At 62.3% G+C, this 21,015-nt stretch carries 17 protein-coding genes; 5 read left to right on the top strand and 12 right to left on the bottom strand.

Annotation, left to right across the window (positions count from 1 at the left end):
- Positions 1 to 50: 50 nt before the first annotated feature.
- From PSUB009319_RS10990 to PSUB009319_RS10980, 3 genes are read right to left on the bottom strand one after another with little or no spacing between them, the layout of a single operon-like run.
- Positions 51 to 332 (bottom strand): hypothetical protein, encoded by a 282-nt coding sequence (locus PSUB009319_RS10990; protein ID WP_124382265.1) that lies wholly within the window; start codon positions 330 to 332, stop codon positions 51 to 53.
- Positions 329 to 1,738 carry a LutB/LldF family L-lactate oxidation iron-sulfur protein gene (locus PSUB009319_RS10985; RefSeq protein WP_124382264.1) on the bottom strand — a complete coding sequence of 470 codons (1,410 nt, stop codon included), beginning with the start codon at positions 1,736 to 1,738 and terminating at the stop codon, positions 329 to 331. The genes PSUB009319_RS10990 and PSUB009319_RS10985 overlap by 4 nt, the downstream gene beginning before the upstream one ends.
- A 38-nt stretch (positions 1,739 to 1,776) precedes the next feature.
- Positions 1,777 to 2,502 carry a (Fe-S)-binding protein gene (locus PSUB009319_RS10980; RefSeq protein ID WP_124382263.1) on the bottom strand — a complete coding sequence of 242 codons (726 nt, stop codon included), beginning with the start codon at positions 2,500 to 2,502 and terminating at the stop codon, positions 1,777 to 1,779.
- 241 nt (positions 2,503 to 2,743) lie between these two features.
- Here PSUB009319_RS10980 and PSUB009319_RS10975 point away from each other — a divergent pair, with 241 nt between their 5' ends.
- Positions 2,744 to 3,541, top strand: coding sequence for an IclR family transcriptional regulator (locus tag PSUB009319_RS10975; protein ID WP_124382262.1), 798 nt, complete (start codon positions 2,744 to 2,746; stop codon positions 3,539 to 3,541).
- 66 nt (positions 3,542 to 3,607) lie between these two features.
- Here PSUB009319_RS10975 and pbpG read toward each other — a convergent pair whose 3' ends face one another.
- From pbpG to PSUB009319_RS10950, 5 genes are all read right to left on the bottom strand, one after another.
- Positions 3,608 to 4,804: a D-alanyl-D-alanine endopeptidase gene (gene pbpG, locus PSUB009319_RS10970; RefSeq protein WP_124382261.1), complete on the bottom strand. Its 1,197-nt coding sequence runs from the start codon at positions 4,802 to 4,804 to the stop codon at positions 3,608 to 3,610.
- 437 nt (positions 4,805 to 5,241) lie between these two features.
- Complete coding sequence (locus PSUB009319_RS10965; protein ID WP_124382260.1) at positions 5,242 to 5,949, bottom strand: nitroreductase; 708 nt, start codon at positions 5,947 to 5,949, stop codon at positions 5,242 to 5,244.
- Positions 5,950 to 5,993: 44 nt separating this feature from the next.
- Positions 5,994 to 6,437, bottom strand: coding sequence for a thioesterase family protein (locus tag PSUB009319_RS10960; protein ID WP_124382259.1), 444 nt, complete (start codon positions 6,435 to 6,437; stop codon positions 5,994 to 5,996).
- Positions 6,438 to 6,493: 56 nt separating this feature from the next.
- Positions 6,494 to 7,411, bottom strand: coding sequence for a DMT family transporter (locus tag PSUB009319_RS10955; RefSeq protein WP_124382258.1), 918 nt, complete (start codon positions 7,409 to 7,411; stop codon positions 6,494 to 6,496).
- Positions 7,408 to 8,409 carry a histone deacetylase gene (locus PSUB009319_RS10950; protein ID WP_124382257.1) on the bottom strand — a complete coding sequence of 334 codons (1,002 nt, stop codon included), beginning with the start codon at positions 8,407 to 8,409 and terminating at the stop codon, positions 7,408 to 7,410. The genes PSUB009319_RS10955 and PSUB009319_RS10950 overlap by 4 nt, the downstream gene beginning before the upstream one ends.
- A gap of 356 nt (positions 8,410 to 8,765) precedes the next feature.
- On the opposite strand from PSUB009319_RS10950, the gene PSUB009319_RS10945 reads away from it, so the two are divergent.
- Entirely contained in the window at positions 8,766 to 9,347 is a 582-nt protein-coding gene (locus PSUB009319_RS10945; protein WP_124382256.1) for a phasin family protein, read from the top strand.
- Between the two features lie 333 nt (positions 9,348 to 9,680).
- A complete protein-coding gene (locus PSUB009319_RS10940) occupies positions 9,681 to 10,241 on the top strand; it encodes a hypothetical protein (protein ID WP_124382437.1) in 561 nt (186 codons plus the stop codon).
- Positions 10,242 to 10,348: 107 nt separating this feature from the next.
- Here the strand turns inward: PSUB009319_RS10940 and lpdA are convergent, their stop codons facing one another.
- The 4 genes from lpdA to aceE form a co-directional block, all read right to left on the bottom strand.
- Complete coding sequence (lpdA, locus tag PSUB009319_RS10935) at positions 10,349 to 12,133, bottom strand: dihydrolipoyl dehydrogenase (RefSeq protein WP_124382255.1); 1,785 nt, start codon at positions 12,131 to 12,133, stop codon at positions 10,349 to 10,351.
- Positions 12,134 to 12,191: 58 nt separating this feature from the next.
- Positions 12,192 to 12,764: an MFS transporter gene (locus PSUB009319_RS10930; RefSeq protein ID WP_009240789.1), complete on the bottom strand. Its 573-nt coding sequence runs from the start codon at positions 12,762 to 12,764 to the stop codon at positions 12,192 to 12,194.
- Between the two features lie 93 nt (positions 12,765 to 12,857).
- Positions 12,858 to 14,537, bottom strand: a complete 1,680-nt coding sequence (gene aceF, locus PSUB009319_RS10925; protein ID WP_124382254.1) for a dihydrolipoyllysine-residue acetyltransferase — start codon at positions 14,535 to 14,537, stop codon at positions 12,858 to 12,860.
- A gap of 153 nt (positions 14,538 to 14,690) precedes the next feature.
- Entirely contained in the window at positions 14,691 to 17,381 is a 2,691-nt protein-coding gene (aceE, locus tag PSUB009319_RS10920) for a pyruvate dehydrogenase (acetyl-transferring), homodimeric type (protein WP_124382253.1), read from the bottom strand.
- Positions 17,382 to 17,741: 360 nt separating this feature from the next.
- On the opposite strand from aceE, the gene PSUB009319_RS10910 reads away from it, so the two are divergent.
- The gene (locus PSUB009319_RS10910; RefSeq protein ID WP_374704189.1) at positions 17,742 to 20,270 is read left to right on the top strand and encodes a PAS domain S-box protein; all 2,529 of its coding nucleotides are present in this window, start codon (positions 17,742 to 17,744) and stop codon (positions 20,268 to 20,270) included.
- 41 nt (positions 20,271 to 20,311) lie between these two features.
- Positions 20,312 to 20,947 carry a response regulator transcription factor gene (locus tag PSUB009319_RS10905; protein ID WP_124382252.1) on the top strand — a complete coding sequence of 212 codons (636 nt, stop codon included), beginning with the start codon at positions 20,312 to 20,314 and terminating at the stop codon, positions 20,945 to 20,947.
- Positions 20,948 to 21,015 lie beyond the last annotated feature (68 nt).

Below are 21,015 nucleotides of genomic sequence, written 5' to 3'. Positions count from 1 at the left end.
ATAACGTGTCAGACACTAGCACGCATCCTGCGTTCCATGTCGACCGCCGGTTACATGCTGGCGAGCTTCGCCTCGGCCTTGTCCGTCCACAAGCGCATTTCGGCCAGCAGCGACGACGGCGAGAACGAACAGCTCTCTTCGCCAAACGAGACCGCCATGTCGAGCCGCTGCAGCAGCGAGTGGCGCACCTGATCATATGCGGGTGGCAGGACCGTCAACGGCGCGAGCACCGCATCGTCGCGCCACGTCTTGAGCAGGTGCGGCAGATCAGACGATTTCGCGTGACGATCGAGCGCGCCTCGCAGTGTCTGAAGGGATTCAGTGGCAGTCATGCTCGCGCCTTCTTTTCGCGATACAGCTCGCGGAACGTCTTGCCTGCGGGGGCCGGCATGTCGCGCGTATCCGTCCAGCCCTTGCCCACGGGCAGCGAGTGAATCAGTTTCTTGTCACCGCCCATCCAGCGCAGCACACGCGCAGCAACCCAGGTACCGGCCGAGTACAACGCCGGACGCCGCGCCATGAACCCCCACATGCGCAGGCCAAAGCGCTCCGATTGCGGGCGCAGTTCGCGCTCCATCTGCTTCTCACGCAACGTGCGCAGCAAGTCGGACAACGGGATGGACGCGGGACACACGCGGTTGCATTCGCCGCACAACGTGGCGGCCTGCGGCAGATCCAGCGCATTCGACAGTCCAACGTAGCTCGGCGTCAGCACGCTGCCCATCGGGCCCGGATACACCCAACCGTAGGCATGGCCGCCGATCTTCTGATAGACCGGGCAGTGGTTCATGCACGCCCCGCACCGAATGCAACGCAGCATCTCCTGAAATTCGCCGCCGATCAGGCCGCTGCGGCCGCCGTCAACGATCACGAAATACATATGCTCAGGGCCGTCCTGCTCGCCCGGCGCACGCGGGCCGGTTAGCAACGAAAAGTAATTCGAGATTGCCTGCCCCGTAGCCGAACGTGGCAACAGGCGCATCACGGTCGCCAAGTCTTCAAGCGTTGGCAGCACCTTCTCGATACCCGTCACGGCAACGTGCACACGCGGCATGATCGTGCACATACCCTCGTTGCCCTCGTTGGTGACGATCGCCACCGAACCCGTCTCGGCAATGATGAAGTTGCCGCCCGTCACGCCCATATCGGCCGACAGGAACTCTGGCCGCAACACTTCGCGCGCCTCGCGCGTCATCTCAGGAATGTCAGTCAGGCGCGGCTTGTTGTGTGTCTTGGCGAAAAGGTCGGCAATCTCTTCCTTATCCTTGTGCACCACCGGCGCGATGATGTGCGACGGCGGTTCGCTGTCGTTGATCTGGAGGATGTATTCGCCCAGATCGGTCTCGATGCTCTGCACGCCCATCTCGCCGAGCACCTGGTTCAGGCGCATTTCCTCGGTCACCATCGACTTGCTCTTGATGACCTTCTTCACGTCGTGCTTGCGGGCAATCTCGGCGACGAGGCGCGCAGCATCCGCCGTGGTCTCGGCAAAGAGCACCGTGGCACCGCGGCGCGTCGCTTCCGCTTCAAACGTCGCCAGCCAGACGTCGAGGTTCTCGAGCGCACGGTTGCGACGCTCCTTCAGCGCCTCACGCGTGGCCGGAAAATCGATTTCCTGGATGGCCGCCGCGCGCGCGGTGACGAACTTGGTCGAGAGCTTGGTGAGGTTCTGCTGCAGGCGCTTGTCGGCAAGCTTTTGCCCGGCGCGCGCCTTGAATTCCATGCTGCGGACTTGCATGCGATTGCGTCTCCGTCGTGTTCTTGGGCAGCTGTGGTTTATGCGTCGCCGGCGAGGATTTGCGCGATGTGGAGCACGCGCGTTTGCGTATCGCCCGTGCGGCGCAGGCGGCCTTCGATGTTGAGCATGCAACCCACGTCACCGAGCACCACGGCATCGGCGCCGCTGGCCTTGATGTTGGCGCACTTCTCATCGGCGATGGCGGTAGAGATATCGCCGTACTTGATCGAGAACGTGCCGCCGAACCCGCAGCATGCCTCGCACGCTGGCATCTCGGTCAACTGCACGCCGGGCAGCTTGCCCAGCAACTCACGCGGCTGCGCCTTGACGCCCAGTTCACGCAGGCCGGAGCACGAGTCGTGGTACGTCACGTGGCCCTTGAATTCAGAGTCGAGCGATTCGATGTGCGCCACGTTGACGAGGAAATCAGTCAATTCATGCACGCGGGGCGCCAGGCGCTCGTAGCGGGCGGCGAGTTCCGGGTCGTCACGGAAGAGGTCTGCATAGCCCTTGCGGATCATGCCGCCGCACGAGCCAGAGGGGATGACCACGTAGTCGAACTGCTCGAATTCCTTGAGCGTTTTCTCGGCCAGATGGCGTGCCAGCGGGCGATCACCAGAGTTGTAGGCAGGCTGGCCGCAGCAGGTTTGCGCGGGCGGCACCACAACGTCGTAACCGGCCTTTTCCAGCAGCTTGAGCACCGAAAACCCGATGTCGGGCCGCATCAGATCGATGAGGCAAGTGACAAACAAACCTACGCGCATGAGGAGTCTCGTGTGTTCTGCGGGAAGCCACCATTATGCGCCCGATGCTCCGCCCGGCGCGGTTCTCATGGCATAGAACTTCTTCATGCCAGTGGTGAGTGCGCTTCACCAGGCCCCGCCAAGCACAACTGCGCGCCGACTGAGAAAGTCCTCAAAAATACCCGGAATCATGCGTCGGGATGGTGCGTATTTTCACATCGTGGGATAGAATTTTGCATCGCATCCGCAACCCACTGCACCCATGGCAGAAGCAGACAAGGACCCCGGCAAGACGTCTATCCAGGTCATCGAACGCATGATGATGCTGCTCGACGCGCTCGCCGATCATGCCGATCCGGTCAGCCTGAAAGCGCTGTCCGCCAGCACCGGCTTGCACCCGTCTACCGCGCACCGCATCCTGAACGACATGGTGGCTTGCCGCTTTGTCGATCGTTCCGACCCGGGCAGCTACCGTCTCGGCATGCGTTTGCTGGAACTGGGTAACCTCGTCAAAGCGCGCCTGTCGGTGCGTGAAGCGGCGCTCGCGCCGATGCGCGCCCTGCACCGCTTGACCGGCCAGACGGTCAACCTCTCGGTACGCCAGGGCGACGAAATCGTCTACATCGAGCGTGCGTATTCCGAGCGCTCTGGCATGCAAGTGGTGCGCGCCATCGGTGGCCGCGCGCCGCTGCATCTGACGTCGGTCGGCAAGCTGTTTCTCGCCGCCGATGAACTCGGCCGCGTGCGGGCCTATGCCACGCGCACCGGTTTGTCCGGCCACACGCGCACATCGATCACCGATCTGCCTAAGCTCGAACGCGAACTCAACTGGGTGCGCACCAACGGCTACGCGCGCGACAACGAAGAGCTGGAACTCGGTGTGCGCTGTATCGCCGCTGGAATCTACGATGATTCAAACCGGCTGGTGGCGGGCTTATCGCTGTCTGCACCGGCCGACCGGTTGCAAGACAGCTGGCTCGACAACCTCAAGGACACCGCCCTGCAGATCTCCAAAGGCATGGGTTACACGTATGAAGAGGACGCCGTGCGCGCTGAGTAAGCGCCGGTTTTACCCAACAAAAAAGCGCGTCATCGAACGCGCTTTTTTGTTGGGTGACGCAGTAGCTCAGGCGCCGTGCTGCTCCGACGCCAACACAGTTGCCGGTTGCGTGGACACCGGCACATTGCGCAGCGGCGCCGCAGCTTGCGTGGCCTGCTCGATATGCGGACTGCGCTCCAGCCAGTTGCGTACGCGCGTGGCATCCGCAAAGCGCGTCAGGTTACCGGCCGAATCCAGGAACACCATCACGACATTGCGACCGTGCACGTTGGCCTGCATCACCAGGCAGCGGCCTGCTTCGTTGATGAAGCCGGTCTTCTGCAAGCCAATGTCCCATTCACCGCCACGCACCAGGCGATTGGTGTTGACGTAGTGCAGCGTGCGGCCGTTGGCGTTGACGGTATGTTCCGTCGTGGTCGTGAACTGACGGATCTGCGGCACCTTGTAAGCCGCCATCACGATCTTGGCAAGATCCTGTGCGCTCGACACATTACTGCTCGACAGGCCATTCGAATCGACATAGTGCGTGTCGTTCATGCCCAGCTCGCGCGCCTTGCGGTTCATGGCGGCAACGAATGCCGGGCGACCGCCCGGGTAGTTGCGGCCCAGCGCCGAGGCGGCACGGTTTTCCGACGACATCAGCGCCAGCAGCAGCAGGTCTTCACGCGTGAGCATCGTGCCAAAGCGCAGACGCGAACCGGTGTTGCGCTCGTAGTCGCGATCGTCATCGGTGATCTCAAGCAACTCGTCCATCGGCTGATGCGCGTCGGTCACAACCAGCGCAGTCATCAACTTGGTGATCGAGGCGATCGGCAGCACGGCCGACGAATTCTTCTGGAACAGCACTTCACCACTGTTCTGATCCATCACCAGCGCGACGGACGAACGCAGCGCCAGCGCATCGGGCGTCGAACGCAGACCCATCGCTTCACCCAGCGTCGGAGCGGCGGGCACGAAGGCGGCGCGCACCGGATGCGCACCCCGCTCGACCAAGATCACGCGGCGCTTGCCTTTGACGGTGACGACCTTGCGGACTTTGGTGGAGGCGACTTCATCGTTGCTCGCAGCCGCGACTTTGGCGCTGGCCTTGCGATTGGCGACGGTTTTGCCTTTGGATTTGACTGTGGCTTTCTTGCTGGCAGCGGGCTTTTTGTCAGTAGTGGCAGCGCTGGCCACGGTAGCGACGGAGGCGGCAGCGAGCGCGACGGTCATCAGCGAAACGAAGCCGAGACGTCGAAAAAATGAGGAAACAGACCGTGACATGGTTCGATCACCCGCGCGTGAGATGGCGCAAGTGTAGGCAAAAACAAAATTCTAAGCAAGATGAAGGACTTAGCTCACGGCCTTAAAGTTTGACCTCTGGAGCCTTATCATTCGGTCATCATTTCGACGCAATTGTCTGCTTCGGCAGGATTCAGATCGCGAAGAAAGTTGCGCAAACAGCACATGACGTTGTGTGCGGGATCAGAACGGAGTCGGAAATTGCCCCGGGATTCCATCGCGCATGACGACAATCACGGTGTGCAACCAGGCCCGGCACTTCCTCACAACACGCTCGCGTCGTACACGGAGTCGCATGATGGAAGTCTAACGACACATCGGTCGAGTCTGTTGACAGAATTCGATGATTTTTCAGCGCCAATTCGCGCTTTGCACGAAGAAGTGCGCTGTAGCGTGCAAGCGGCGCCGTGATAACGACGTCAGTCGAAGAAGCGAGTGAAGTCGGAGACAGGTGCGCGCTCGGTAAGGAGCGTGTTCTCGATGGCGGTGGGGTTCGCATAGCCCATCGACATGCCGCAGACGACCATCTCGTCATCGGTCAGACCGAGATGCTCACCGATGATCCGATGGAACTGCGTGAAAGCGGCCTGCGGACACGTATCGATGCCGCGCGCGCGGGCACCCACCATGACGGCTTCGAGGAACATGCCGTAATCGAGCCAACTACCCTGCTCCATCACACGGTCGATGGTAAAGATGATGCCGACTGGAGCATCGAAAAAACGGAAGTTGCGAGCGTGCTGCGCGTGCATGCGCGCTTTGTCGGCGCGTTCGATGCCGAGCAAGCCATAGAGATCCCAGCCGACCTTGCGGCGCCGGCTCTGGTACGGATCGATCCACGTGCGCGGGTAGTACGGATATTCCTCGCGATGCAGCGTGTCGACTTCCGGATGGTCGTACGCTGCAAGTACGGATTCGGACAAGCGTGCTTTCGATTCGCCTGTCAGCACGTAGACCTTCCATGGCTGCGTATTGCTGCCGGATGGTGCGCGGCGTGCCACATCCAGAATCGCCTCAATGTCTTCGCGCGCAACAGGCGTGGGCAGAAACGCGCGTACCGAGCGGCGCGAAGTGATTGCCTGATCGACGAGTTCGACTTCGGCAGAGGTGGGGCGTCGGTCGGTCATGGCGATAGCGATAGCGATGGCGATGGCGATGGCGATACGAAAACTCAGGCGGCGATGCCAGTTGCAAGCGGTTCAAGCACGGCGCGCAGCGCGTCGGGCAACGGCACAGGCCGGCGCGTTTCGCGATCGACATAGACGTGCACGAAATGGCCTTGTGCGGCGGCCTCTTGTGAGTCGCCACGGAACAGACCCACCTCATAGCGCACGCTGCTGTTGCCCAAGCGCGCCACGCGCATCCCCGCCACAACGGGATCAGGAAACGACAGCGGCGCGAAGTAATTGCATTGCGTCTCGATGACGAGGCCGATGGTGTCGCTGTGCTCGGGGTTCAGCACGCCTTGCTCGATCAGGTAGGCGTTCACCACGGTATCGAAGTAGCTGTAGTAAACGACGTTGTTGACGTGGCCGTAGACATCGTTGTCCATCCAGCGCGTGGTGATGGTGTGGAAGTGGCGATAGTCGTCGCGCGTCTGACGGAGCGTGCTCATGGGCGGCAGGCGGGTCAATGGAAAGTGTTCAGGATACGCCAGCCGCTTATCGGCAGTCACTTGCGGATGACAAGCGCCACACCGCACGCGGCAATCACCATGCCGAGCGCTGCGAGCGGCGGAAAACGCTCGCCGAACAACGCCCAGGCCATCACGGCTGTCGTGGGCGGCGTGAGATACAGGAGCGACGTCACCTTGGTGGCCGCGCCCTTGCGAATCAGCACAAACAGCAGCGAGATCGCACCGATCGACAAGGCCAGCACCGACCACACCAGCGAGCCGATCATCTGCGCCGTCCAATGCACCTCGCGCGTTTCAAACAGAAACATGAACGGCAGACACAGCAGCGCCGATGCGCCGAACTGGATGCACGCGCCCATACGCAAATCGAATAATGGGCAATGGCGCTTCTGATACAACGTGCCGATCGTGATCGACAGCAGCGCACCCACACACAACGCGAGCGTCGTTGCGCCCACACCGGCCAGATGCAGCTTGTTGGCCACCACCAGACCCACGCCGCCGATACCGCACAGCAAGCCCAGCCATTGGCGGCCGGAGACACGCTCACCGCGCATCGACACATAGAGCGCGGTCAGGATGGGTTGCATGCCGACGATCAGCGCGGTCATCCCCGCCGGCATGCCCAGTTTGACTGCAGCCCAGACGCCCGCCAGATAACCCCATTGCATCAACACCCCGGCCACCGCGATGTGGCCAACGGTCGCCCAATCGGTCTCGCCTGTGCCCGCACGACGCGGCAGCCGCACATGCGCCAGCCACACCAGCGGCAACAGGCACACCAGCACGCCAACAAACCGGAAGAAGAGGAAGGTGATTGGCTCGGCGTACGGCATGCCGTACTTGGCCACGATAAAGCCCGTGCTCCAGATCAGCACGAACAGCCACGGCATGGCGACGACAAACAGGGAGTTACGCGCCGAGGTTGGCGCGGCAGAAAACGCTTGGGTCATGCGGAAAGCGGAAGAGAGATCGATGCGGCGGCGTCGCGTGCGGCCCAGCGCTGTGCATACTTGGCAGCCAGCGCGATGGTCTGCGCATGAACGGCCACGGTGTCGCTAATATTGTTGCCGTAGCCGCCCGCCATGGTAACGGCAATCGGTATGCGTCGCAGGTAGGCGAAGTCGAAGACTTCCTGATCACGCCGGGCCAGGCCCTGCAGGGTCAGTTTGAGCCGGCCCAGACGATCGCCCTCGTGGGGATCGGCGCCAGCCAGATAGATGATCAACTGCGGCTTGAAGCGCCCGGCCAGGATATCGAGTGCGCCGGTCAGTGCCTGTAGATAGTCCTCGTCGCCGCAGCCATCATGCAGGCCGATATCGAGGTCCGACGCTTCCTTGCGGAACGGGTAGTTCTTCTCGCCGTGCAGCGACAGCGTAAACACGGTCGTATCGTCGCGCAGGATCGACGCGGTGCCATTGCCCTGATGCACATCCAGATCGACGATGGCGACCGGAAAATCCGCCGGCGCCCTGCCCGGCCGGCGCTGCATCCAGCGCGAGGCGATTGCCGCGTCGTTGAATACGCAAAAGCCACCGCCTTTATCTGCATAGGCATGATGCGTACCGCCCGCCATATTCACGGCAACGCCATCCGCCAGCGCCGCCTCGCAGGCGGCCATCGTGGCGCCGGCCGAACGGCGGCTGCGCTCCACCATTTCCGGCGACCACGGAAAGCCGATCTCGCGCTGGCGTGCCGGGTCGAGTTGCCCCGCACTGACTGCACTAACGTACTCGAGTGTGTGCGCCAGCAACAACGCGTCGTCATCGGCGCGCGGCGCCTCGTGCATGGACAGTCCCGGTACGTCGGCCAGCACCCGCGCCCGCAGGTCGCTGTACTTGCGCATGGGAAACCGATGGCCAGGCGGCAGCGGCAAAACAAAGTGGTCTGTATAGAACGCCCGCATGTGAACAAAGAATCGCAACGCAACAAGAATGGCACTCGGGCGCATCCTAACCTACGCTGCTCCCGTATGTTTTTTGAGACGAAGTTGCCGAACGAAGTGGCTAAATGCATTTCACACGCACCACGGACGCGCATTTTCATGCCACAAAAAGTTACGCCAAACGGTTGGTTGCGCAATTGTTCTGCATAGAAAATCAGCTAATTCTGATTTTTGTGCGATGCACAAAGAACGCTTGACACTCATTTGGCATTCAACAACAATGAAATTGTTGCGATGCACCATCCCTAATGCACCGCGATGTCGCCTGGAAGGCTCGACGCTGACCGTCATGCTTTGTACATCTGGGCGATCTAAATTCTTATTTTGATTCCCCGACCCACCTTTGTAATTGGAGAGACAACATGCTGACTCAGGAACAGATCGCTGCGGCGCACAAAGCCAATCTGGAAACGTTCTTCGGCCTGACCAACAAGGCATTTGAAGGCGTCGAAAAGCTGGTCGAACTGAACCTGCAGGTCGTCAAGGCCACCTTGGCCGAGAACGTCGAACACGCCAAGAAGGCCCTGTCCGCCAAGGATGCTCAAGAGCTGCTGTCGGTGCAAACCGCCGCTGTGCAGCCGCTGGCTGAAAAGGTTCTGGCTTACAGCCGCCACCTGTACGAAATCGCTTCGGACACGCAAACCGAATTCAGCAAGGCCGCTGAATCGCAAATCGCTGAGAACAGCCGCAAGCTGCAAGCGCTGGTCGACAACGTGTCGAAGAACGCTCCGGCAGGTTCGGAATCGGCTGTTGCCCTGGTGAAGTCGGCACTGTCGGCTGCCAACAACGCCTACGACTCGGTGCAGAAGGCCACCAAGCAAGCCGTGGAACTGGCTGAAAGCAACTTCCACGCTGCTGCCAACGCTGCAAGCAAGGCAACCGCCCAAGCTTCGGCCCAAGCGCGTGCTGCCACGGGCAAGAAGTCGGCCACGACCGCTGCCTAAGCGACCGTAGTCACTCGGTTGTTCAAGCGGGCCTCCTTCGGGAGGCCCGTTTTGTTTTGGCCGCCGAGCCACACCTCCAAACACACCGTTTGCGCGCATTTGCGCGGAACCGAAACGCACGCCCGCCGGTCCATTCCACCGTGTTCGTTAGATTGTCTCCTCGGTCCCGCTACCGAAAAACTGTCCTCAGTGGTGATCAGTGGGTACCTTTAACCCGGCTTCGGCCGGGTTTTTTGTGTGCGCTAGAAATGTCTCGCACGCTCAAATTGCGAACTTTTGTGCGTGACCGGCGCTCCATCCTGTATTGCGGCCCGCCGCCTACTCTCCTTTCCAATGTCTCGTGAATCCTTGGCCAAGCGCAGTCTGATCGTCGCGGCGGCGCTCATCCTGCTGTTCGAAGAGTGGATCTGGAACGTCATGCAGCGGGCAACCATCCGCTTGGCGGAGCATTCCTGGGTTCAGGCGGCAGAGCGGAAGTTGGCCGAACTGGAACCCATCGAAGCGCTCAGCGCCTTTGCCCTGCCCATGCTCGCGCTACTGCCATTCAAGCTGGCAGCTGTTTACGTGCTGGCACGTGGCCATCTGATTGCGGGCACGCTAGTTCTGGTGGCTGCCAAAGTCGTTAGCACTGGGCTGGGCGTGCGCATCTATTCGGCCGTGCGGCCGCAATTGCACACGATTGCCTGGTATGCCCGCTGGGAATCTGCTTTTCTGGCGTGGAAACAGCGAATGGTGGCCGCCCTGCAGGCAACGCCGGCATGGCAGGCGCTGCAGGTGAGAATCGCTGTCTGGCGCACCCGCCGGCACGGTCTGGTGCAGCAGATATGGCGACGCCTGACCGCGGCAGTGCGCCTGCTGCGCCGCCACCGCCGCCCCATCGAACCTCGACGCTAACTCACCCAGCATTGCACCCAAAGAAAAAGGGCCGCTCGATTGGGCGGCCCTTCTCCTTGCTCGACGCGTTTCAGGGTCTTCCTGAAATCGAGGCGGTTAATTGCACATCAACGCTTACGAGCCGGCGGCACATCCGTGCAAACACCTTCGTAGATTTCGGCCGCCATGCCCACCGACTCACCCAGCGTCGGGTGCGGGTGGATGGTCTTGCCGATGTCCACGGCGTCTGCGCCCATCTCGATGCCCAGGCAGACCTCGCCGATCAGGTCGCCGGCATGCGTGCCGACAATGCCGCCGCCAATGATGCGATGTGTTTCCTCGTCGAAGATCAGCTTGGTGAAGCCCTCATCGCGACCGTTGGCGATCGCGCGGCCCGAAGCGGCCCAAGGGAACACACCCTTACCGTACTTGATGCCCTGCGCCTTGCACTGGTCCTCGGTCAGACCTGCCCACGCCACTTCCGGATCCGTATAGGCGACTGACGGAATCTGCTTGGCATCGAAATACGCCTTCTCGCCGTGCGCGGCCTCGGCTGCCACGTGGCCTTCATGCACCGCCTTGTGTGCCAGCATCGGCTGCCCGACGATGTCGCCGATCGCGAAGATGTGCGGCACGTTCGTGCGCTGCTGCTTGTCCACGCCGATGAAGCCGCGGTCCGTCACGGCCACGCCGGCCTTTTCCGCGCCGATGCGCTTGCCGTTCGGAGCGCGCCCCACGGCCACCAGCACCATGTCATAGCGTTGCGGCTCGGCCGGTGCGGCTTCGCCTTCGAACTTGACGTAGATACCGTCCGGCTTGGCTTCGACCCCGACCGTCTTCGTCTTGAGCATGACCTTGTCGAAGCGGCCCTTGTTCATCTTGTCCCACACCTTGACGAGGTCGCGGTCGGCACCCTGCATCAGGCCGTCGAGCATTTCCACCACGTCGATGCGTGTGCCCAGCGTGCTGTACACCGTGGCCATTTCCAGGCCGATGATGCCGCCGCCGATGACCAGCATTTTGGCCGGCACCTCACGCAGTTCCAGCGCGCCGGTCGAATCGACGATGCGTGGGTCTTGCGGAATGAATGGCAGCTTCACGGCCTCGCTGCCCGCAGCGATGATCGCTTTGGCGAAGCGGATGACCTTCTTCTCACCGGTGGTAGCCTTGCCAGCGCCATCGGTCAGTTGCACTTCCAGATGATTCGGATCGAGGAACGTGCCGACGCCGCGCACGACCTGGACCTTGCGTGCCTTGGCCATGCCAGCCAAGCCGCCGGTCAGCTTGCCGATCACGGATTCCTTGTGCTTGCGCAGTTGGTTGATATCAACCTTCGGCTCGCTGTAGACGATGCCGTGTGCGGCCATGGCCTTGACCTCTTCCATCACGGCAGAGGTATGCAGCAGCGCCTTTGACGGGATACAACCTACATTCAGGCAGACGCCGCCCAGCGTGGAAAAACGCTCGACCAGCACGGTGTTCATGCCCAGATCGGCACTGCGGAAAGCGGCCGAATAACCGCCGGGGCCGGAACCGAGGACGAGCATGTCGCATTCGATATCGGCGCCGCCAGCGTGCTTGGCAGCCTGCGGTGCGGGCGCCGATGACGTAGCAGGGGCTGCGGCTACAGGCGCAGCAGCCGGTGCTTGCGCAGGCGCAGGCGCCGCAGCGGCTGCACCGGCTTCCGCCGTAGCGATCACCGCGCCCTTGGCGACCTTATCACCCACCTTGACTTTCACGTCGACGATCTTGCCGGCCACATCCGAGGGCACTTCCATGCTGGCCTTGTCAGACTCCAGCACAATCAGCGACTGCTCGGGCGCCACGGTATCGCCCGCCTTGATCAGCACTTCGATGACTTCCACCGCATCGAAATCGCCGATGTCCGGCACCTTGATTTCCACCACGCTCATTCCTGACTCCTTGTTCTTGTCGTCGGCACCTGGCATCGCCGAGGCCCGCTGACGCTTTTCAATCCTGCAGACGTACTGTGTGCACTTCGATCGGGCCACCGGAGCTCTTGTCAAACTCCACGCCTGCGGACACGCCCACCTGCGCGACATCCGCCGCCGACTTTCCCGGCATATCGAACACCGCCGACATCGCACCCAGCGCAAAATTGCGCCCCGACCCGATGCCCCAGAAGCGATCGAACGAAAACACCTCACGGTACGAATAAACACCGTAGATGCCGGTTGCGTTGGCGATCAGGCAGGTGATCTGCGACGATTCATAGGGGTCGTCGTCGTCTTCCTTGGTGTTGACGAAATACTCGTCTTTGAGCTTTTCGTGCACCTTGAGGAAGGTCCGGAAGACGTCATCGCGCGTGCCGAGCCGGCACTCATCGGCCAGCCCCGTCAGCAGACTGCGCATGACCGGGAAATGCGCCGTCGTACCCGCCAGGGCAATCAGCGAATCGCCCACTTGGAAGATTTTCTGGTTCTGTTCGTAACCGCGCGCCAAACGCGTATCACCGAACGTCACCAGCGAATCCGCCGCAATCGCCACTTCGCCGTCTTTCTTGACCACCACGCACGTCGTCATGTCGTCCTCGCGAAAAATCCGCCGACCGCTGCAAACCCATGTGGGTCGGCACGCACAGGCCAGAAGCCAGATGCGTGCCGCACCCGTACGGGCTTACAGGCTGACGCGGCGGAAGTCCGCCAGCACGCTGGCCAGATACGCATTGAAGCGCGCAGCTTCCGCCCCGTCGATCACGCGATGATCGTACGACAACGACAGCGGCAGCGTCAGGCGCGGCACGAACTGCTTGCCGTCCCAGACCGGCTTCTGATAGCCACGCGACAAGCCGAGGATGGCCACTTCCGGTGCGTTGATGATCGGCGTGAAGTTGGTGCCACCAATGCCGCCCAGCGAAGAGATCGAGAAGCAGCCGCCCTGCATCTGGTCCGGCTTGAGCTTGCCGTCACGCGCAGCCTTCGAAAGCTCGGCCATTTCGCGTGCGATGTCGACCAGGCCCTTCTTGTCGGCATCGCGGATCACCGGCACCATCAGCCCGTTGGGCGTATCGGCCGCAAAGCCGATGTGGAAGTACTGCTTGAAGACCAGGTTGTCGCCGTCCAGGCTGGCGTTGAAGGTCGGGAATTTCTTTAGCGCGCCGACCACCGCCTTGATCACGAACGCCAGCATCGTGAACTTCACGCCGGCCTTTTCGTTTTCCTTGTTCAGCGTCACGCGCAGGGCTTCGAGGTCGGTGATATCCGCTTCGTCGTTGTTGGTGACGTGCGGGATCATGACCCAGTTGCGGTGCAGGTTCGCGCCCGAGATCTTCTTGATGCGCGACAGCGGCTTCGGATCGACCGGGCCGAACTTGGTGAAATCCACCTTCGGCCACGGCAGCAGGTTCAACTCGCCACCACCAGCCGGTGCACCTGCGGCAGCCTTGCCCGGCGCAGCAGCCTGGCCGCTCATCACGCCTTTGACGTAACGCTGCACGTCTTCCTGCGTGATGCGATTCTTCGGGCCCGTGCCGCCAACGAGATTCACGTTCACACCCAGGTCACGCGCGTACTTGCGCACTGACGGGCTGGCGTGGGCGGCCTTGCCCACCGTGCCGACAGTGTCGGCGGTGTATGTAGCGGGTGCCGCGGCCGGAGCGGCAGCGGGCGCAGCAGCGGGTGCCGGGCTCGGTGCGGCAGCAGCCGGTGCGGGCGCCGAAGCTTGTGCCGCTTGTGTCGATGCGGGTGCAGCAGCCGCGCCACCAGCACCTTCGAGCACGACGATCAGCGTGCCTTGCGACACTGCATCGCCCACCTTCACGCGGATTTCCTTGACGGTGCCCGCAGCCGGCGACGGCACATCCATGGTGGCCTTGTCCGATTCGAGCGTGATCAGCGACTGCTCGGCTTCCACCTTGTCGCCCACCTTCACGCTGATCTCGATGACCGGCACGTCGGTGTAATCGCCAATATCCGGAACCTTCACTTCAACCGTGCCGCCACCTGCGGCCGCCGGCGCGGGGGCCGGAGCTTGTGCAGCGGGTGTGGGTGCCGGTGCAGCAGCGGCCGGAGCCGGTGCCGGAGCTTGTGCGGCAGGCGCCGGAGCAGCGGCAGCGCCCTGCTCTTCGAGCAGCACCACCAGCGAGCCTTCCGACACCGTGTCGCCCACCTTGACCTTCACTTCCTTGACGACGCCGCTCTTGGGCGACGGCACGTCCATGGTCGCCTTGTCCGACTCCAGCGTAACCAGCGAATCCTCGGCTTTGACGGTATCGCCCGCCTTCACCAGCACTTCGATCACCGGGATATCTTTGTAGTCGCCGATGTCCGGCACCTTGATTTCTACGACTTGACTCATTCTTCGGTCTCCAGAGGGTCTGGCGGCGAGAGCATCCGGCGGTGGACACGCGCGCTCCGCAGGCTACCGCATCGTGCAGGCAAATGCACGTCGCGACAAAGTCTGCCGGGGCGGTGACCGGCCGGGACGCAACCTGCGCGCCCGGCGGCTCCGTTATACGGTCATCGGGTTGGGCTTGTTCGGATCGAGGTTGTACTTCTTCAGTGCCTCGGCCACCTTTTCGCGCGGCAGCACGCCTTCATCGGCGAGCGCCTTGAGCGACGCGACGGTCACCCAGTAGCGATCCACCTCGAAGAAGTGACGCAGCTTCTCGCGGGTATCCGAGCGGCCGAAGCCGTCGGTGCCCAGCACCACGTAGCGACGCGGCACGAACGCGCGGATTTGCTCGGCGAAGGTACGGACGTAGTCGGTCGAAGCGATGACCGGGCCGCGTGCGTTCTTGAGCAGCTTCTCAACGTGCGACTCACGTTGCGGTTCGGTCGGGTTGAGCAGGTTCCAGCGTGCGGTGGCATTGCCTTCGCGGGCCAGCTCGGTAAAGCTCGGGCAGCCCCACAGGTCGGATTCCACGCCCCAGTCCTTCTTGAGCAGCTCAGCGGCGGCAATCACCTCGCGGAAGATCGTGCCCGAGCCCAGCAGTTGCACGCGCGGCGCGTTGCTGTTCTCGACGCCCTTCTTGAACTGGTACATCCCCTTGATGATGTCGCCCTCGACACCCGCCGGCATTTCCGGGTGCTCGTAGTTCTCGTTCATCACCGTCAGGTAGTAGTAGACGTCTTCCTGCTCGACATACATGCGGCGCAGGCCGTCTTGCACTACCACAGCCAGTTCGTACTGGAAGGTCGGGTCATACGAGATGCAGTTCGGGATGGCGGCGTGGTACACGTGCGAGTGACCGTCTTCGTGCTGCAGGCCTTCGCCGTTCAGCGTGGTGCGGCCAGCGGTACCGCCCAGCAGGAAGCCGCGCGAGCGCATGTCGCCAGCGGCCCAGCAGAGGTCGCCGATACGCTGGATGCCGAACATCGAGTAATAGATGTAGAACGGGATCATCGCCACGCCATGCGTCGAATACGACGTGGCGGCCGCGATCCAGTCGCACATGGCGCCGGCTTCGTTGATGCCTTCCTGCAGCACCTGACCCGTCTGCGATTCCTTGTAGAACATCAGTTGGTCGTGATCCTGCGGCACGTACTTCTGGCCTTCCTGGTTCCAGATACCGACCTGGCGGAACAGACCTTCCATGCCGAACGTGCGGGACTCATCCGGCACGATGGGCACAACGTGCTTACCGACGTTCTTGTCTTTCAGCAGGATGTTCAGAATGCGCACGAAGGCCATCGTGGTGGACACTTCGCGGCCCTCGCCGGTGGCCTTGAGCAGCGCGTCGAACGCAGCCAGTGCGGGAATTTGCAGCGCGTCAGCCTTCTGGCGGCGGGCCGGCAGGTAGCCGCCCAGGTCCATGCGGGCGCGGCGCATGTATTCGAGCTCCTTCGAGCCTTCTTCGAACTTGACGTACGGGACGTGCTCGAGCTGGTCGTCAGCAACGGGGATGTTGAAGCGATCGCGCAGCTTGCGAATGGCATCCACCGGCATCTTCTTCTGCTGGTGAGCGATGTTCATCGCCTCACCCGCTTCGCCCATGCCATAGCCCTTGATGGTCTTGGCGAGGATGACGGTCGGCTGGCCCTTGTGGTTGCTCGCCGATTGGAACGCCGCGTAAATCTTGTGCGGATCATGGCCGCCGCGGTTCAGCGCCCAGATATCGTCGTCGGACCAGTCGGCCACCATGGCCTTGAGTTCCGGCGTGTTGAAGAAGAACTCGCGCACGTAGGCGCCGCTCTTGGACTTGAAGGTCTGGTACTCGCCGTCGACGCACTCCATCATGCGGCTCATCAGCAGGCCCTTGGTGTCGCGCGCCAGCAGTTGATCCCAGCGGCTGCCCCAGATGACCTTGATGACGTTCCAGCCGGCGCCGCGGAATTCGCTCTCCAGCTCCTGGATGATCTTGCCGTTGCCGCGCACTGGGCCGTCCAGGCGCTGCAGGTTGCAGTTGATCACGAAGACGAGGTTGTCCAGTTTCTCGCGGCCGGCCATACCGATCGCGCCCAGCGATTCCGGCTCGTCAGTTTCACCGTCGCCCAGGAAGGCCCAGACTTTGCGGTTTTCCCAGTTCTGGATCAGGCCGCGGCTGGCCAGGTACTTGGTGAAGCGTGCCTGGTAGATCGCCATGATCGGGCCCAGGCCCATCGACACGGTGGGGAACTGCCAGAAATCCGGCATCAGCCACGGGTGCGGATACGACGAAATGCCGTGGCCGTCCACTTCCTGACGGAAGCTGTCGAGCTGGTTCTCGGTCAGGCGGCCCAGCAGGAATGCGCGCGAGTACACGCCCGGCGCCGAGTGCCCCTGCACGAAAACCATGTCGCCGCCGTGCTTGTCCGACGGGGCGTGCCAGAAGTGGTTGTAGCCGACGTCATACAGTGTGGCTGCCGAGGCGAACGACGAGATATGGCCACCAACGTTGGTGTCCTTGTTCGCGCGCAGCACCATCGCCATGGCGTTCCAGCGCGTGTACGAGCGGATGCGGTGCTCGATTTCCTGGTTGCCGGGAATGCGGTCCTGGTTCTCGACCGGGATCGTATTGATATAGGGGGTTTCTGCGTGCAGCGGAGACGTCACGCCGTTGATGCGTGCGTACTCGATCTGTTTGTCGAGGAGGAACGCCGCGCGCTGCGGGCCTTCCGCGCCGATGACGCCTTGCAGCGCCTCCAGCCACTCCTTCGTTTCCTGGGGATCAACGTCGCTGGCGCTCGTGGCACCCAGGACTTGTTCTGGTACGGCCGACATGGCGGTCTCCTTGGTAGCAGTAACGGTAGTTGCGTCTCTTGTGAGGCGCCCACCAGTGCGCGTTCGCACGCATGCACGGGGCCACCCCGACTTTTGCGCTGATTCTATGGGCACCCCCGAATGCAGCACAAGCGGAATTTTCAAATTGCGATATGGTTTTTTATAATATGAAATATTGCGGCGACGCAAAACAAATCACTTTTGACATTGCACCGCAGCATTTTTCGAGCGACCGAGACACCTCACCAAGCGATTTCCCCAAGCGACCAGCAAGTTAATTGCCGTTACACTTGGTTTTGCGCAGTTGCACAGATGTCCACTCTTTTACCTCCGCAGAATTCCGGCGTTCGCCCGCCTATCATGCTTGCCCCCTCCCACGCCTCGCAGGATCCGGCCGCCAAGTCCGAGCCGTCACCGCCTGCCGTGCCTGCGCCCATTTCCGTGAATGCGCCCGAGCTGCCGTCCGATGAAGTCGTCAGCCCAAACATGCCGCGCCGCCTGTGGCTGACGCGCCTGGGCCGCCTGTGGACGACCAACTGGTTCATGTTCATCCCGCTGGTGGCCATCGTTTTGTTCGCCGGCGCAATGATCTTCATCCTGTACCAACTGCACGCCACCGAGGTGCAGCAACAGCGCGACGCCCTCTACCGCGATGCCGCCTGGGCCGAGCAGAAGGTGCGCCTGTCCCTGCAAAGCAACCAGGATCAGGTAGCCGCCCTGGCGCGCGACATTGGCGCCGCGCAGCTCGACCCGAGCGCCTATCGCGATGCTGCCCGCCAGTTGCTGCGCGAGAACCCCGAGTTGGTCTTCATCAATTGGCTGGATGCCACGCGCCGCCCGCGCTGGGCATTCCCGTCCAATTCCGAATTCACCACGCGCGTGCGCGAAACGCGTGACCACCCGCTCGAATCCGAAATCCAGTTCGCCTACGATGCCGCGCGTGAAACGCAGCGCGCCGTCTACTCGCGCCCCATCCAGAACGAGCGCGGCGAGAGCTTCATGCTCATGGAAGTGCCGATCGTTCGGGACAACGAGTTCCTCGGCACTGTCGGCGCCATGTACTCCGTGACGGGCATCCTCACGCAATTGCTGCCGGGTGAGCTGACCGATCGCTACCGCTTCTCGCTGGTCGACAAGAACAACGTGATCCGCGCCAGCACGTCGCTGCGGCCGGTGCCCAAGGCGGCCGCGTCGTACGAGGTGCTATTGGATCCGCCTGGGCATTCGCTGTCGTTGCGGGCAGAGGCGTATCCGGCGCCGTCCAATCTGCCAAACAACATGCTGATGTGGCTGGTGGCCGGCCTGTCGTGCTTTGTGATCTGGAGCCTCTGGAGCGTATGGCGCCACACCAGCCGCCGCTCCGAAGCGCAACGCGCTCTGCTGGCGGAAACCTCGTTCCGACGTGCCATGGAGAACTCCATGGTGATCGGCATGCGCTCCCTTGACCTCAACGGCCGCATCACCTACGTGAACCCGGCGTTCTGCCGCATGATCGGCTGGACGGAGGCCGAGTTGGTCGGCCGCATGCCGCCTTTCCCGTACTGGCCGCCCAATGAGGTTGGCGAGATGCAGAAGCACATCGAGCTGACCCTGCGCGGCAAGGCGCCCGCCAACGGTATGGAATTGCGCATGATGCGCCGCGACGGCACCAGCTTTTACGCACGGATGTACGTCTCACCGCTGATCGACGCACGTGGCCGGCACACAGGCTGGATGAGCTCGATTACCGACATTACCGAGCCCAAGCGCGCGCGCGAAGACTTGGCCGCCGCGCACGACCGTTTCACCACCGTGCTGGAAAGCCTGGACGCCGCCGTTTCCGTGCTCTCGACCGACAAGGCCGAACTGCTGTTCGCCAACCGCTACTACCGCCAGCTTTTCGGCTGGGAGGCATTCGGGCATCTGCAGCTCTCCGGCAATGACGTCAACACGGAAGACGTGTCCAGCGATGCACTCGACCTGGTGGATGCCTACGCCGGCCTGCCCGCCTCCGAACTGACGCCGCATGCGGCTGACGCGCGCGAAATCTATGTGCCGTCGATGCAGAAGTGGTTTGAAGTGCGGCGCCGCTACATCCAATGGGTGGACGGGCACCTGGCGCAGATGCAGATTGCCACCGACATCACCATGCGCAAGGCCGCAGAAGAAATGACGCGCCAGCACGAAGAGCGGCTGCAGTTCACCAGCCGCCTGACAACGATGGGTGAAATGGCATCGTCGCTGGCACACGAGCTGAACCAGCCACTGGCCGCCATCAACAACTACTGCATGGGCGCGGTCGGCCGTCTGAAGTCCGGGCGCAGCACGCCGGAAGAGCTGATTCCGGTGCTCGAAAAGACCTCCGCCCAGGCCGTGCGTGCCGGCACCATCATCCAGCGTATCCGCGGCTTCGTGAAGCGAAGCCAGCCGCAGCGGCGCGAATCCGACCTGCGCGAAATCGTGGCCGATGCAGTCGGCTTGGCCGAGCTGGAAGCCACGCGGCGCGGCATCACCATCCTCACGCGCCTGCCGGGCGACCTGCCGCATCTGTATGTCGACCCGGTGTTGATCGAGCAGGTGCTCGTCAACCTGCTCAAGAACGCCGCTGAAGCCATGGCCGCTCACCCGCGCCTGCGCGCCGCCAGCGTCCTGCGCCTGCACGCCAACCTGATCGACGACCCCGAAAACTCCGTCCTGATCGAAGTGATCGACCAGGGCCCGGGCGTGGACGACAGCACCAAGGAGCGCCTGTTCGAGCCCTTCTTCAGCACCAAATCCGACGGTATGGGCATGGGGCTCAATATCTGCCGCTCCATCATAGAATCCCACCTCGGCAGGCTCTGGGTCGAAAACAACGCCGACGGCATCGGCTGTACGTTTAAAATCATCCTGCCGCTGAATCCGCTGTAAATCGCTTTTAAAACGTAGAACGTAAATCCGAGGACTCCTCCATGAGTGCAACGCCCGCTGCAGTTGCCCCGCGCAACGAAACCGTGTTTGTCGTCGACGACGATGAAGCCATGCGCGACTCGTTGACGTGGCTGCTCGAAGGCAACGGTTACACCGTGCGCACCTATCGCAGCGCCGAAGAATTCCTGGTTGACGACAAGCGCGGCGAAGGCGTCGGCTGCCTGATCCTCGATGTGCGCATGCAAGGCATGAGCGGCCCCGAGCTGCAAGACCGCCTGGTGGCCGAAAACAGCCGCATGCCCATCGTCTTCGTCACCGGCCATGGCGACGTGCCGATGGCGGTGTCGACCATGAAGAAAGGCGCGGTGGATTTCATCGAAAAGCCGTTCGACGAATCCGAACTGCGCGAGCTGGTTGAGCGCATGCTCAGCAAGGCCCGCAGCGAAGACTCGGTCGCCCGCGAGCAAAAGGCCGCCAAGGATCTGCTCGGCCGCCTGACCACGCGCGAGCAGCAAGTCCTGGAGCGCATCGTCGCGGGCCGCCTGAACAAGCAGATTGCTGACGATCTGGGCATTTCCATCAAGACGGTGGAAGCGCACCGCGCCAACATCATGGAAAAGCTCAACGTGAACACCGTGGCGGACCTGCTGCGTCTGGCCTTGTCGCGCAACGCCTGATTCGGCCGCAGGAACTGCCAAGCGATCATCCGGGCGGGCGGAAGGGAGGCGGCGATTTATAATCGCGG

Source organism: Ralstonia sp. SET104, from assembly GCF_003851545.1.
In the GTDB taxonomy this organism is placed as follows: Bacteria; Pseudomonadota; Gammaproteobacteria; order Burkholderiales; family Burkholderiaceae; genus Ralstonia.
This window is presented reverse-complemented; position numbering and strand designations above follow the sequence as displayed.